The sequence below is a fragment of the Fenollaria massiliensis genome (genome assembly GCF_023347705.1).
In the GTDB taxonomy this organism is placed as follows: Bacteria; Bacillota; Clostridia; order Tissierellales; family Peptoniphilaceae; genus Fenollaria; species Fenollaria massiliensis.
In genome coordinates, this window is record NZ_CP096649.1 from 962965 (window position 1) to 978273 (window position 15309).

General features: G+C 33.6%; 15 protein-coding genes. All 15 read right to left on the reverse strand.

Features of this window, described 5'->3' with window-relative positions; genetic code table 11:
• Positions 1–5: 5 nt before the first annotated feature.
• Positions 6–473, reverse strand: a complete 468-nt coding sequence (locus M1R53_RS04875) for a CinA family protein (RefSeq protein ID WP_249242178.1) — start codon at positions 471–473, stop codon at positions 6–8.
• On the reverse strand, positions 457–996 hold the full coding sequence (pgsA, locus tag M1R53_RS04880) for a CDP-diacylglycerol--glycerol-3-phosphate 3-phosphatidyltransferase (protein ID WP_249242179.1): 540 nt from the start codon (positions 994–996) through the stop codon (positions 457–459). The genes M1R53_RS04875 and pgsA overlap by 17 nt, the downstream gene beginning before the upstream one ends.
• Positions 980–2299, reverse strand: a complete 1320-nt coding sequence (gene rimO / locus M1R53_RS04885) for a 30S ribosomal protein S12 methylthiotransferase RimO (RefSeq protein ID WP_249242180.1) — start codon at positions 2297–2299, stop codon at positions 980–982. Before rimO ends, pgsA begins: the two co-directional genes overlap by 17 nt.
• A complete protein-coding gene (locus tag M1R53_RS04890) occupies positions 2292–4700 on the reverse strand; it encodes an FtsK/SpoIIIE family DNA translocase (RefSeq protein WP_249242181.1) in 2409 nt (802 codons plus the stop codon). The genes rimO and M1R53_RS04890 overlap by 8 nt, the downstream gene beginning before the upstream one ends.
• A 24-nt stretch (positions 4701–4724) precedes the next feature.
• Entirely contained in the window at positions 4725–5549 is an 825-nt protein-coding gene (locus tag M1R53_RS04895; protein ID WP_249242182.1) for an undecaprenyl-diphosphate phosphatase, read from the reverse strand.
• The gene (gene dut / locus M1R53_RS04900; RefSeq protein WP_106017712.1) at positions 5549–5986 is read right to left on the reverse strand and encodes a dUTP diphosphatase; all 438 of its coding nucleotides are present in this window, start codon (positions 5984–5986) and stop codon (positions 5549–5551) included. The genes M1R53_RS04895 and dut overlap by 1 nt, the downstream gene beginning before the upstream one ends.
• A 12-nt stretch (positions 5987–5998) precedes the next feature.
• On the reverse strand, positions 5999–8095 hold the full coding sequence (locus tag M1R53_RS04905; protein WP_249242183.1) for a polyribonucleotide nucleotidyltransferase: 2097 nt from the start codon (positions 8093–8095) through the stop codon (positions 5999–6001).
• Between the two features lie 48 nt (positions 8096–8143).
• Complete coding sequence (rpsO, locus tag M1R53_RS04910) at positions 8144–8410, reverse strand: 30S ribosomal protein S15 (RefSeq protein WP_019213707.1); 267 nt, start codon at positions 8408–8410, stop codon at positions 8144–8146.
• A 125-nt stretch (positions 8411–8535) separates the two neighbouring features.
• Positions 8536–9435: a bifunctional riboflavin kinase/FAD synthetase gene (locus M1R53_RS04915; RefSeq protein WP_249242184.1), complete on the reverse strand. Its 900-nt coding sequence runs from the start codon at positions 9433–9435 to the stop codon at positions 8536–8538.
• Positions 9422–10303, reverse strand: coding sequence for a tRNA pseudouridine(55) synthase TruB (truB, locus tag M1R53_RS04920; protein ID WP_249242185.1), 882 nt, complete (start codon positions 10301–10303; stop codon positions 9422–9424). Before truB ends, M1R53_RS04915 begins: the two co-directional genes overlap by 14 nt.
• Entirely contained in the window at positions 10293–11246 is a 954-nt protein-coding gene (locus tag M1R53_RS04925) for a DHH family phosphoesterase (RefSeq protein ID WP_249242186.1), read from the reverse strand. Before M1R53_RS04925 ends, truB begins: the two co-directional genes overlap by 11 nt.
• Complete coding sequence (gene rbfA / locus M1R53_RS04930) at positions 11236–11625, reverse strand: 30S ribosome-binding factor RbfA (protein WP_070598922.1); 390 nt, start codon at positions 11623–11625, stop codon at positions 11236–11238. The genes M1R53_RS04925 and rbfA overlap by 11 nt, the downstream gene beginning before the upstream one ends.
• An 11-nt stretch (positions 11626–11636) precedes the next feature.
• Positions 11637–13928: a translation initiation factor IF-2 gene (gene infB / locus M1R53_RS04935; protein WP_249242187.1), complete on the reverse strand. Its 2292-nt coding sequence runs from the start codon at positions 13926–13928 to the stop codon at positions 11637–11639.
• A 4-nt stretch (positions 13929–13932) separates the two neighbouring features.
• Entirely contained in the window at positions 13933–14208 is a 276-nt protein-coding gene (rnpM, locus tag M1R53_RS04940; RefSeq protein ID WP_249242188.1) for an RNase P modulator RnpM, read from the reverse strand.
• Positions 14180–15307: a transcription termination factor NusA gene (gene nusA / locus M1R53_RS04945; RefSeq protein WP_249242189.1), complete on the reverse strand. Its 1128-nt coding sequence runs from the start codon at positions 15305–15307 to the stop codon at positions 14180–14182. The genes rnpM and nusA overlap by 29 nt, the downstream gene beginning before the upstream one ends.
• Positions 15308–15309: the final 2 nt, after the last annotated feature.

Consider the following 15309-nt stretch of genomic DNA (forward strand, 5'->3'; position numbering starts at 1 on the left):
CTCTATTATTTAATTATTATTTCTAAAATTAAATCGATTAAATCGTTCTTTGCTTCTTTTATTATATCACATCTTGGGCCTGTATAAACCTTTTTATGTAAATATTGATGATTTTTATAGCTTACACCATAGTAAACAAGTCCAACCGGAATCCCATCATATGACGTTGGCCCAGCGCTTCCTGTTATGGCGTAAACGATGTCAGTATCAAATAAATTCTTCGCTCCATCAAGCATGGAAGATAGTACCGCAATAGATACTGGTGTGTATTTATCAATCAATTCGCTATCAACCTTTAGTGTATTTATCTTAACTGATGATTGATAAGAAACAAGTGTGCCGCGAAAAACATCAGATGCGCCAGAGACTTTAACAAGTTCGCTTGATATTAGTCCACCTGTTATTGACTCTGCTCCTGATATGCTTAAATTATTATTTTTTAAAATTTCAATAATTTTATTGCATTGTTCCATTGAATACTTCCCTATTTTTATATAGATAATTTATCATCGATAATATTGTTAGAGCTACTGAGACGTATAATAAAACTTTTCCTATTATATACATATTTCTATTTATCAATATAATTGTTAAGAAGAAAAATATTACCGAAAAAAACTGTGTTGTCGTCTTAAGCTTACCGAAGATATCGGCAGCTATAGATATATTTTTCTTTGCAGCAAGCATCCTAAAACCTGAGATAAGTAATTCTCTAAATAAAACTACTATGACTACCCATGGCTCAACGAAGCCCCTGTCTATTAACATGATGAAGGCGCTTAAAACAAGTATCTTATCAGCTATAGGGTCTATAAACTTGCCAAAATCTGTGATCATATTGTATTTTCTAGCTACGTACCCATCTAAAAAATCGCTAAATGATCCAAGTAAAAATATTAGTAGGCTAGAAATGCCGCTTTGATCACAGTAACAGCTTAAAACAAAAATTGGCAGCAAAAATATTCTAAACATTGTTATTTTATTTGCTAGGTTCATAAATTTCACCTCTTAAATCATATTCAAGCGCTTCAATAATTTTTACATCTACAAAGCTTCCTATCTCTAGGTCTTTATCGCTCGTTACATAAACTTGTCCATCTACATCAGGTGCATCCATAAAGCTTCTTAGAGTGTATTCGCCAGCGTCCCCATCTTCAACTAAACATTTCATCACGGTTCCAACTCTTTTTTCAAGGCTCGCTCTTGAGATATCCATTTGCGCGTCCATAATTTTTTCTCTTCTTTCAGCTTTTGTCTTTTCATCAAGTTTTTCATTGAAAGAGTAGCTCCTTGTACCCTCTTCGTCGCTATATTCAAAAACGCCAAGCTTATCAAATTTTTCTTTTTTAATAAAATTAAGTAACTCTTCAAAATCTTCTTCTCGCTCACCTGGAAAGCCGACTATGAATGTAGTTCTTAAAACTAGATCAGCTATCTTAGTTCTTAATTTTGTGATTAATTCATGAATTTCGTCTTTATCAATATGTCTATTCATCATCTTAAGAACGTGGTCTGAAGCATGTTGAAGTGGTATGTCCATATACTTAAGTATTCTTTCTGATGAATTAAATGTTTCGATTAAATCATCTGTGATATTATCTGGATATAGATACATAATTCTTATCCAAGGCATCTTGGTCCTCTCAAGTATTGCTTTTAAAAGCATATCTAAAGATGGCCTTGAATATATGTCCATGCCATAATCTGTTGTGTTTTGTGCGATAAGAATAACTTCTTTAGTACCAAGCTTATGTAGATGATTGATCTCATTAACTATATCATCAATGGGCCTTGATCTAAGTCTGCCTCTAAGCTTTGGTATTATGCAGTAAGAGCAGTTATTGTTACAGCCCTCAGCAATTTTTACGTATTCTGTCACGTCTGCAACATCTTTTTCTATATATTCAATATCTGCGTTGATGTTATCTATATAAACATCATCTTTATTATTTTCTTCGTATTCTTTAATTATTTCAGAAATATTTTGAAAATTACCTGTACCAACTATGATGTCTATCTCAGGAATCTCTTCTTTTAGCTCTTTTGAGTATCTTTGAGCAAGGCATCCGCTAACAATAATCTTAGCTCCATCCTTCTTTTGATTAATCATATCAAATATAGCGTCTATGGACTCTTCTTTCGCTGCATTTATAAATGAACAAGTGTTTATGATGATATAATCAGCATCAGATGGATTATTTATTATAGTATAGTCATTATTCTTTAGTTTATATGCCATAGTCTCTGAGTCTACATCATTTTTTGAGCAGCCCATAGTAAGTATAAATACTTTATTCAAGTCCTTCACCGCTTTCACCGTATAAATTTTCTAAATCTTCTTCTTCAATTAAAACTTTTCTTGGCTTAGATCCATCGTAGCCGCTAACAACGCCCATCTCTTCCATTTGGTCAACGATTCTTGCAGCACGTGAGTAGCCTATCTTAAGTTTTCTTTGTAAATATGATATAGATGCTTGTCCATCCGCTACAACCAGCTTAACTGCTTCATCATACAGATCGTCCTTATCATCTTGCATTGTTTGACTAGTATTATTCGTGCTTATGGATTCAACCGCATCTTGATTATAATTTGCTTCACCTTGATTTCTTATGAAATCGCAAACTCTCTTAACCTCTTTATCGCTGACAAAGGCGCCTTGAACTCTAATTGGCTTTGAAAGGTTCGATGGATAGTAAAGCATATCGCCCTTGCCTAATAATTTTTCAGCACCACTCATGTCAAGTATAGTTCTTGAGTCAATTTGCGAAGAAACTTGGAAGGAAATTCTCGAAGGAATGTTCGCTTTTATAGTTCCTGTAATAACATCGACCGATGGTCTTTGAGTCGCTACAATTAAATGCATGCCAGCTGCTCTCGCCATTTGAGCAAGTCTACAGATAGCGTCTTCGACCTCTGTTGCAGCAACCATCATTAAATCAGCAAGCTCGTCTATAATGATGACTATCTGAGGCATTTTTTCTGTGATAGTATCAAGTTCATTATAGCTTTGCATGTCCTTGACATTGTTCTTAGCGAATAATTGGTATCTCTTCTCCATCTCTTGAACTGCCCAGTTTAGTGAGAATTGCGCTTTTTTAGCGTTTGTCACAACCGGTATCAAAAGATGAGGAATATTATTATAAACATTTAACTCAACAACTTTTGGGTCAATCATAATTAATTTTACTTCATCAGGTCTTGCCTTATAAAGTATACTCATGATTATGGTGTTGATACAAACACTTTTACCTGAACCTGTTGCACCAGCGATAAGTAAGTGTGGCATATTAGCAATGGAGCTGATGATGGTATTACCTGTAACATCTTTTCCTAAAGCAAGCGGCAATTTTGATTTTAAATTTCTAAATTCATCGCTATCCAAAATTTCTTTTAATAAAAGCGTATCCTTATTCTTATTAGGCACTTCTATGCCGACTGCACTCTTGCCTGGTATAGGTGCAAGTATCCTTATATCAGTCGTTGCAAGCGCTAGAGCTAAGTTATCTGATAGACTTAGTATCTTGCTAACTTTAACGCCAGCAGCTAAACTTATCTCGTATGAGGTAATAGTTGGGCCGCTGTTAACCCCAATAACCTTAGCATCAACGCCAAAATTGTTAAGCGTATCTTGAATAATCTTGATATTGTCCTTAATCTCTTTACCTTTTGAGCTTATGTTAGTAACTTCAACCTCTTTTAATAGATCAAGTGACGGAAACTCATAATGAACTATATCTTCCTTATGAATTTCTTTTTCAATATCAATTTCTTCGTTATTATCTTCTGTCTCTTCAGTTTTTTGAGTTTTTTCTATCTCTTTTTTAATAGTCTTAGGCTTTTTATCAGTTTTTGGATTTTCTTTAGCCTTAAGATCGTCTTCTTTTTTATCTACTGCTTCTGTATTTTTAGTATTTGATGAATCGTTTATCTTTATATCGATAAAATCATCGTCAAAGCCTTCAAGATTGATATCATTTGTGTTTGTAATGGTATTCATATCTGATTCACTATTTATAGTCCTGATATCATCTTCATAATTAAAGATATCATCTGAAGAAAATATCTTTTTATTTCTCATCTCTTGTCTCTTAATTTTAATTTTTTCAACACTATTTTCAATTCCATCTTGAATTTTATTCATAGTGTCATCAGTTTTTTGGATAATATCAGCTCTTTTAATGCTTGTTAGTGTATAAATGTTGATTATATTAATAATAACTAAAATGATAACAGTACCAACGCCACCAAATAGTCTATAAAAAAGAAAACCAAATACACCGCCTATTAGTCCGCCAGAAGCAAGATCTCCTGCTGATTCAGTCGCTTGAGAAACGTGTGCTGAGAATGAACTCATAAGTGATGTAGATGAATCAAAAATAATTAAAAGACTTAAAAATATAATGCTTAATGATATTATTAATTTTTTTGCAAATGGTCTAGACTTTGGTATCAATAAAACCAAAGCTATTACCAATAGATAAAATAAAAATATATTGTATCCAAGTGAAAAAAGGTAGACAAGACCACTCTTTATCCATCTGCCAAAAACACCAGTTGCGTCGCTATTTGCAAAAATTAGCAAAAATATGGACGCAAAAAGTATTATTAGGCCTGATATCAATAAAGATTCGTTCTTATCTACCTTTTTATTTATTTTGCTCTTATTTTTTATATTTGTTCTTTTTTTTGTAGTTTTCATACAATCCCTTCGCTTACATCTCTTTTATAAGTAGTTTGCTACTATACAAACAATTCCTAGTACTACTAAGTAATAAGAAAATACATGGAATTTCTTATTATTAGCAAGTACTTTTATTAATCTAATCGCTAGTACTCCTGTTATAAAGCTTACTATAAGTCCGACTATCGCGTTTAAATCAAAACTTACAGTCGCTCCCTCTTTATATATATCTTTTAATCCAAGTATAAATCCACCAAACATAGCAGGTATTGCTAGTAAAAACGAAAAATCGACTGCATCCTTTTTATTTATTCCTAATGCATGTGAAATAAATATAGTTGAGCCTGATCTTGATATGCCTGGCAGTGCAGCAATGCCTTGTACTGCTCCAATTGCAAGCACTCTTGGCGCTCCTGCCTTAGTGATTCTCCTTGTTTTACTATACAAATTAATATCAATATAATATATCAATATTGCTGTTATTATAAAAAATACACCAATAAGTGATAACGACATATATAATTGATCTAGATACTTTTCTATATATAAAGCGATGAAAACTGTAGGTATAGTCGCTAGTATGATGTATAGAGCTAGTTTTTGATAATGGTTTAGCTCTATTTTTTCTCTTTTGATTAATGAAGCAAGCATCTTAAAAAACTCTACTATCATGTTTATAACTTGTTTATGATAAACAAGCAAAATTGAAAGTAAGGTTCCAAAATGCAAAACCTGTGAGAAAAATACATTACCTTCTTTTATATTAAATAAAATTTGAACTATGGCCAAGTGGCCTGATGAGCTTATTGGCAAAAACTCTGTTATGCCTTGAATTATAGCGAGTATTATTGCTTTAATTAATGTCATTATTTAACTCCTGTTGAACCAAATCCGCCATCTTGTCTTTCAGAGTCTGAAAGCTCATCTACTTCTTCAAAATTTATTTTTTCGTATTTTGATAAAACCATTTGAGCGATTCTCATACCATTTTCAATAGTAAAATCTTCTTTCGAAAAATTTATTAGAGGAACCTTTATTTCACCTCTATAGTCACTATCGATAGTGCCGATACCATTGACAAGGCCAATGCCGTGCTTAATGCTAAGTCCTGATCTTGCTCTGATTTGAACCTCGTAAGAAGAAGGTATCTCTAAGTAGATACCTGTACTTACTAGTTTAAACTCACCAGCTTTTAATACAAGGTCTTCATCAAGTGAAGCTCTTATGTCAACGCCAGCTGAATTTTCTGTTTGGTATTTTGGTATTTCATTTTTACTCTTATTTATTATCTTAATAGTTGCCATAATTTTATCCTATTATTTTGATTCCCCGTCAGAATTTTCTACCAAGGCCTTTCTTGAAAGATTGATTCTGCCTTGTTCATCAATAGATGTAACCTTAACCATGATTTCATCGCCAAGCTTTAATACATCTTCAACTTTATTTACTCTGTCTTTAGAAATTTGTGAAATGTGTAATAAACCTTCTTTGCCATTTAACACTTCAACAAAAGCTCCAAAATTAGTTATTCTATTAACTTTACCAAAATAAACTTCGCCTACTTCAACTTCTTTGACGATGTCTTCTATCATCTTCTTAGCACCGTTAAGTCCTTCAGTAGTATCAGCTGAGATGTATACGTCACCGTCATCAGTTATATCAATCTTAGCACCAGTTTCTTCGATAATCTTGTTAATTACCTTTCCGCCTGAGCCTATAACATCTCTAATCTTATCTGGATCTATCTTGATTGTTGCAATCTTTGGTGCATATTCAGATAATTCTTTTCTTGGTTCACTAATAGCTGATGTAATTACATCAAGTATTTCAAATCTAGCTTTCTTAGCTTGTTCTAGAGCCACTTTCATGATCTCTTCATCTATACCTTGAACCTTGATATCCATTTGCATAGCTGTGATACCATCTTTAGTACCAGCTACTTTAAAGTCCATATCTCCAAGGTGATCTTCAAGTCCTTGAATATCTGTTAATATCTTTGTATTTGCATCTGATTTAATAAGTCCCATAGCAATACCTGCTACTGGTTTTTTAATTGGTACACCAGCATCCATAAGAGCAAGTGTTGAACCGCATATACTTGCTTGTGATGAAGAGCCGTTTGAGCTTAGTACTTCTGATACAAGTCTTATAGTGTATGGGAACTCTTCAAGTGTTGGTATAACTGGAACTAAAGCTCTTTCGGCAAGGGCTCCATGACCTATCTCTCTTCTGCCTGGGCTTCTAAGCGGTCTAACGTCTCCAACTGAATATGGAGGGAAATTGTATTGATGCATATAGTGTTTTTCGCCCTCTTCAACCAAGCCGTCCTGTGATTGACTGTCGCCAAATGATCCAAGTGTAGCTATAGTTAAAACTTGAGTTTGACCTCTTTTGAATAATCCTGATCCATGAGCTCTAGGTAATAAGCCAACTTCTGCAGAAAGTGGTCTGATTTGTTCAGTATTTCTTCCGTCAGGTCTTAAATTTCTTTCAAGTATGCCTTTTCTGAACTCTTCGCTAGTGATATCATCAATAGTTTTAAGTATGCTCTTTTGATCTTCTGGATATTTTTCAAGATATTTATTTAGTATAGTATCCTTAAGTGATTCGCTGTTTTCAATTCTTTGGATCTTGTCAGCTTCAAATATAGAGTCTTTAATGTCTTCTCTAAACTCTTTATCGATTTCATTAAAAATTTCTTCTTTTGCTTCAAATTTTTCAAATGAATATTTTTCTTTACCTATCTTTTTGATAATTTCTTCTTCAAATTCACAAATTTCTTTGATAGCTTCGTGTCCCTTTAGTATAGCCTTTATCATTTGATCTTCAGAAACTTCATTTGATCCTGATTCTACCATCATGATAGCGTCCTTTGTGCCTGAAATACATAGGTTTATATCAGACTTTTCCATCTCTTCTTGTTTTGGGTTGATAACGTATTCACCATCTATAAGTCCAACGTAAACAGCTGCTGTTGGTCCGTTAAATGGTATATCAGAAATACATAAAGCTACTGATGAACCGATCATAGCAGCAATTTCAGGACTATTGTCCGGATCAACTGAAAGTACTGTTGCTATGACTTGTACATCATTAAAAAAGCCCTCAGGAAATAAAGGTCTAATTGGTCTATCAATCAGCCTTGAAGTTAAAACTGCTTTCTCTGAAGGTCTTCCCTCTCTTTTTATATATCCTCCTGGTATCTTGCCAACAGAATAAAATTTTTCTTCGTAATCAACACTTAATGGGAAGAAGTCTACCCCTTCTCTTGGTGCTTTTGTGCTTGTCGCATTAACTAAAACATAAGTATCTCCATACTTAACTAAGCAAGAGCCACCAGCTTGCTCGCACATCTTTCCTGTTTCAATTTCTAAAGGTCTACCTGCTAAGGTAGTTTTAAAATTTTCTTGCATCTCACATCTCCTTTAATCTAATAAAAGAGCGGGATATCCCCGCCCTCTTTATCCTCTGATATTTAATCTGTCTATCAATTCACGATATTTTTCAATATCTGTGTTATACAAATATTTTAAAAGACCCTTTCTTTGACCGATCATTTTAAATAAACCTCTTCTTGAGTGATGGTCTTTCTTGTGTGTCTTTAAGTGTTCTGTAAGGTCATTGATTCTCTTAGTAAATATAGCTATTTGTACTTCTGTAGAACCAGTGTCCCCTTCGTGCATTTTAAAATCATCAATGATTTTTGATTTTTCTTCTTTTGATAACATTTTGTTTCCCCCTTAATAATATTTGCCTCAGCCAAGTGTATCGACGGGAACGATATACATAGCATAAGGTACCTATATTAGTATATCATGAACTTTAGCATTTGTAAAGCATTTTATACTCATAATTATAAATAATCTTCAAATTTTTTTGCAAAATCTATATCGCTCTTGATTTGCTTAATCAAATCATCTTTATCTTCAAAATTTAACATATCTCTGATCCTATAAGTAAAGTATAATCTTACAGTATCATCGTATATGTCATCTTTAAAATCGAAAATGTTTGTCTCAACGCTTACAAAATCTTCATTAAAACTTAAGTTTTTGCCAACGCTAGTAACTGATTTATATATTTGGTCTTTAATCTTAATCTTTGTTACATATACGCCTTGATATGGAATGATGTAGCCTGTGTTTATATTTAGATTTGCTGTTGGTATGCCAACTGTTGAGCCATATTTCTTGCCATGGATAACTTTTGACTTAATCGAATAGTACCTTGATAATTCTTTGTTTGCACTCATCACTTCGCCCGATAGTATCAATTTTTTAATATTGCTAGATGAAATTTTTTGCATTTTTTCGTCTAGTTCAAAATTTAATACTATGGCTTCGCCGCCACTCTCTTTCATCATATCTTTAAGAAGGCCTGTGTCTCCTAATTTGTCAAGTCCAAAAGTATAATCCTCTCCTGAATAAGTTTTTTTCGCTTTTAACTTATCTAATAATATATCTTTAACAAAGGCTTTTGGCTCTGTTCTTTTCAGTTCATCTGTAAAATCAATCACATAGACTGTATCTATACCAAGCTCTTCAAGTATCTTGATCTTATCATCTATAGTCGTTATGCTTTTTGCATTTTTAAAATCGAGTAATAAAACAGATGATAAAACTTTATCTCTTTTAGCATCACTTATACAAGTTTTGATTATTTTTAAGTGCCCTAAGTGCATGCCATCAAAATAACCAAGCGCTATATAACATTTTTCACTTGTAAACTCATCTTTTAAGTTAATTATCCTCATATTTATAAACCTTTTTCATATAAATATTCTTTCTGCCACTCTCATCTTTTTTTACATAGCCAACGCCGCAAAATTTATCAGCGCAGTAAACCTTGTAATATTCTTCATTGTATGCATCATTCACATAAGAATTCATACCATTTTGAACGGCTTTAAACCTTTTTTCATTAAGTTTTAGTACAGGCAAATCTATAAGCGTATCGACTGGAATAAGGTCATCCTCTTCCATATCATCTATGCATATAGCCTCATCAATTTTTAATGGACCGCTATAATACCTCATAAGATAATCTATATATGATATAGTTCCTAATTTTTGCGCTATATCAAAGGCTAGCGTTCTGATATAAGTTCCTGTTGAGACATCACTCATAACTATGGCATAAAATTTTTCTTTGTTAAATTTCAAAAGTCTGTTTTTATAAATTTGAACAGTTTTTGCTCTTGAAGCTGTATCTATGTCTATGTTTTCTCTGGCTAGCTTATACATAGGCACTCCATTAATCTTTTTAGCAGAATATTTTGGCGGAACTTGCTCGTAAGCGCCTTCAATCTCATCCAAGACTCTTAATAAATCACTTTTTTCAAAGTCCCATGCTTCTTCATCGGTAAATTCTCCTTCAGCATCTAGAGTCTCTGTTGTTTTGCCAAAAATTATTCTATATATATAAGCTTTTTTATCAAAATTCAGAAAATCTATAAACTTAGTTGCTTCACCGACCGCTATGGGAAGCACGCCAAAAGCCATAGGATCTAAGGTGCCTATATGTCCGGTCTTCATCTTGCTTAGATGCTTTACCTTATTTGTATAATATCTACTAGACTTGCCTTTTTCCTTAAAAACATTGACTACTCCGCTAGTTTGCATTGTCAACATATCCTTTCAATCTCTTAACTAGCTCATCTAAACTGCCTTTATAAGTTAATCCAGCAGCGTATTTATGTCCGCCGCCATCAAAGTCTTCTCCAATGCTGCCTACATCGTATTTGTACTTGCTTCTTAAAGAAACTTTGTAAATATCTTTAACTTCTTTGATTATGGCAATCATGTCATAATCTTCAAGTCCTTGTAAAAATGCAAGTATATCGTCAGTATCGTCCCTGCTTGTATTAGTCTTAAGAAAATCATCATTCTCCAAAACTAAATAAGCAAAATCTTTATAGAAATTTATTTTATTAATAGCAAGTTTATATAAATCAAAAATATTTTTACTCATGCTTCTATAAAGCTTTATATTTATCTCATTTATATCAATGCCATAGCTCATAAGCTTAGAAACTTTTTGCATAGTCTCATCTGTTGTCGACGAGTACATAAACCTTCCTGTGTCAGTATCTATGCCGATGTAGAGCATAGTGGCAATTTCTTTATTCATAGGTAGCTCAAGTTCTTTTATGATATCATAAACTATCTCAGCGCTTGATGAATACTCTTCTAGAACATAATTTATATCGCCAAAATACTTATTGCTCTTGTGATGATCTATGTTGATAATTTTTTTCGCAAATTTTAAATTATCTTCATTAAGAAGTCTTCTCTCGTCAGCGCAATCAATTACTAAAAGCACATCGCACTCGCTCATGTCATCATTATAAAACTTTGTTTCTTCGATAAACTTGTATTTACTAGGAATATCATCTGGCTTAATTATATTTATAGTTTTATTTTTATATTTTTCTTTAAGTGAAAGATAAAGGCCAAGCGTTGACCCCATGTTGTCCCCGTCTGGAGATTTGTGAGAGATAATGTTTATGCTAGATGCATTTTCAATCGCTAGACCAATATCTTTTATACTGTTATTACTCTTCATCTTCTTTTTGCTCTTCGTTTGATTTTTCTTCGCTCTCTAAGTTTAATTTATTTAAAATCTTTTGAATTTCTATACTATATTCAACGCTTTCGTCAATTTTAAATCTAAGTTCAGGAACTTGTCTGATCTCTAAAACTTTTGCAAGACGCGATCTGATATAGCCCTTAGCATTTTCTAAGGCACTTAAGGTATCTTCTTTAGTTTTTTGGCTGCCATAAATCGAGAAATATATAGTAGCCACAGAAGTATCATTAGATAGCTCAACCTTAGATACGCTAGTCATTTGATCAATTCTAGGATCCTTAAGTCCTTCGATTAGTAACTCAGAGATAATTCTTTGTATTTCAGATTGTACTCTATATAATCTTCTCTTGTCCATAATATCACCTATTAAGCCTTAACTTCTTCTATGATGTAGGCTTCCATTTCGTCGCCTTCCTTGATATCGTTGTAATTTTCAAGTCCTAGACCGGCTTCATATCCAGTAGCTACTTCTTTAGCGTCATCTTTAAATCTCTTTAATGAAGAAATGCCTCCGTCATGAATAACCACATCGTCTCTAAGAAGTCTTATGCTTGAATTTCTTGTAATCTTTCCGTTGTCAACATAGATACCAGCAATGCTTTGTCCGTTAGGTAATCTAAATGTAGCACGTACAGTTGCTCTACCTAAAACAGTTTCCTTAGTCTTTGGTTTTAGCATACCCTTAACAGCGTTTTTGATATCATCTATGATGTCGTAAATAACTCTATATGTCTTAACTTCAATGCTTTCAGCGTTTGCTAAGTCCATCGCACCATTGTTTGGTCTTACGTTAAAGCCTATGATGATGGCGTTTGATGCGCTAGCAAGCATTACATCAGACTCACTGATTCCTCCTACACCGCTGTGTATAACGCTTACCTTAACTTCTTCGTTTGAAAGCTTAGTAAGTGATGAGGCAATGGCTTCGATTGAGCCCTTGTTGTCTGCCTTAATGATTATATTTAAATCTTTTAGCTCGCCTTCTTTGATTCTGTCAAATAGATTGTCCAAAGAAACTTTTTGAGTAGCCGTAATCATTTCTTCTCTTTGCTTTTCTTTTCTCATCTCAGCAATGGCTCTAGCCTTCTTTTCAGATTCAACTGCGTAGAAAAATTCGCCTGCTTCAGGAACTTCGCTTAAGCCCATGATCTTAACTGGTGTACTTGGTGTTGCCTTCATGATGCCCTTACCGTTATCATCAACCATAAGTCTAATTTTACCGCAAGATGTTCCTGATACAACATAGTCGCCCTTCTTAAGAGTTCCTTTTTGTACTAGAACAGTCGCTGTAGGTCCTTGTCCTTTATCAAGTTGAGCTTCAATTACTGTACCCATTGCTCTTCTGTTAGGATTTGCCTTGATGTCTTCCATCTCAGCAACTAGAATAATCATTTCAAGTAGTTCATCTATATTGATTCTCTTCTTTGCAGATACTTCTACTGTAATAGTTGATCCACCCCATTTTTCTGGAAGTAAATCATTATCTGCTAGCTCTTGATATATTCTTTCAATATTTGCTTCTGGTCTATCTATCTTGTTAATAGCTACGATGATAGGTACGCCAGCTGCTTTACTGTGAGAGATGGCTTCCTTTGTTTGTGGCATGATACCGTCATCTGCTGCGACAACTATTACTGATATATCAGTGATTTGTGCTCCTCTAGCTCTCATTTGCGTAAAAGCTTCGTGGCCTGGTGTGTCTAGGAAAACTATTTTTTTGCCTTTAACATTGATGCTGTAGGCACCAATTCTTTGAGTGATACCACCTGCTTCGCCAGCTTGTACCTTAGTTTGTCTAATCGCATCAAGAAGTGATGTCTTGCCATGGTCAACGTGTCCCATAACTGTAACTACTGGTGGTCTAGTAACTAAAGTGTCTTCACTGTCTTCAAAATCAAGTTCTAGTGCTTCTTCTTCTGATTGAGGTACTTCTAATTCAACTTTTACGCCAAATTCATCGGCCATAAGTGAAGCTGTATCGAAGTCAATGCTTTGGTTTTGATTAAGCATAAGTCCAAGCATGATAAGCTTAGTAATTAATTGATTTACACCAACGCCAAGCTTTTCAGCAAGGTCCTTAACAACGATAGGATCAGTGATATAAACCACTTCATCTTTAGCTTTTTTAGCTTCTACTTTTTCTTCTTTTACTTCTTGAGCTTTATTGTCATTTTTCTTGTTTTGCTTACTTGTGTTCTTGTTTGCGTTTTTCTTGTTTCCAGCGTTTGCTTGTCTATTATTGTTTTTATTATCCTTATTTTTATTCTTATTCTCAGCGCTTTCCTTTTTTGCTTCTGGCTCTGTTTCTTTCTTTATTTCATGTCTTTTTGCTTCTGGCTTTTTAGCCTCTTCCTTTTTAGCTTCCGCCTTCTTTAATTCTGGCTTTTTAGACTCAGTTTTCGCGCTCTTCTTTGCTTTATTTGCTTTTTTATCTATTATTTCACTTTCTTCTTTAATTTTGTGTATCTTTTTCTTTGGTTTTTCTTTGACAGCTATTTTATCTTCTTCTATAAAAAGATCTCTTATCATATTAGCTGTTTCTTCATCTACACCACTTAAGTGAGTCATTGGCGGTAGATTTAGTTCTTGGAGTTTATCTAGTAGTTCTTTTGTTTCCATATTCAATTCTTTCGCTAATTCGTAAACTCTTGTCTTCATATAATCACTCCTTCTTTACATTTCTTAGCTCCTCTAAGGTTTCATTATCTATATTACATTTTAAAGATTTTTTAAATAAATTCTTTTCAATTGCATGATTAATGCATTCTTCGTTATTGCACACATAGCTTCCGCGGCCTTGTATTTTTTGATCTTTGTCAATAAATACGCCCTCCTCAGTCTTAGCTAGTCTAAGCATTTCATATTTATTGTGAAATGACCTGCATGCGACGCATTTTCTTTCGAAAGTTTTATTCTTCGTCATTTCTAAATAAATCAATTAATGAATCATTTAATATCTCTTGATTGTCAGCATCGTAGTACGGCTCACTTGTTGGTCCTGTAAATGTGCTAGGATCTTCTGGATGAATATCTATCTTCCAAGTAGTAAGTCTAGCAGCTAGTCTTACGTTTTGTCCTTGCTTACCTATAGCTAAACTGATTTGTGAGTTAGGTACTATGGCGATGGCTGATTTTTCTTCTTCGTTTATTTCGCAGCTAACTACATCTGCTGGTGATAGAGCATTTTTTATAAATATCTCTGGATTTTCATTGTAAATAATTATGTCTATCTTTTCTCCATTTAGCTCTTCAACTATGGAGTTAACTCTTTGACCCTTTTGTCCAACGCAAGCGCCTAGTGGATCTATGCTATCATCTTTTGCGTAAACAGCAATCTTTGATCTAGATCCTGCTTCTCTAGCGATAGAGTAGATGTCAATAAGTCCTTCTGATATCTCAGGAACTTCAAGTTCAAATAATCTTCTAACTAAGATAGCCTTTGCTCTTGAAAGAACTATTTGTGGTCCTTTACTAGTCTTTCTAATCTCTGATATAACTAGCTTTAATCTGTCTCCCATCTTGTAGACTTCATTTGGAATTTGTTCGCTCGGTGGAATTATACCTTCTACCTTGCCCATATCTATGAAGATGTTTTTGTTTGAGATTCTTTGTATTTGTCCTGTGATAATTTCGCCTTGCCTTACTATAAATTCATCATGAATTCTTTCTCTCTCAGCGTCCTTTATCTTTTGTATTACAACTTGCTTAGCTGTTTGAGCAGCTATCCTGCCATATTCCTTTGGAGCTTCTTCAAAATTAACAGTATCTCCAACTTTATATTTAGAGCTAATCTTCTTAGCATCTTTTAAAGATATTTCATTGACATCGTCTTCTACTTCGTCAACAACAGTTTTTTGCGAATAAAGTTTTATATCTCCAGTCTCTCTGTTGATGTCAACTACAACATTTTGCTCAGTTTGGAAATTTTTTCTAAAGCTTGATACTAATGCAGTTTCCAAAGCATCAAAAATAACATCTTTAGATATACCCTTGCTTTTTTCTAATTCGTCTAAAGCTTCTATAAACTCTTTGTTCATCA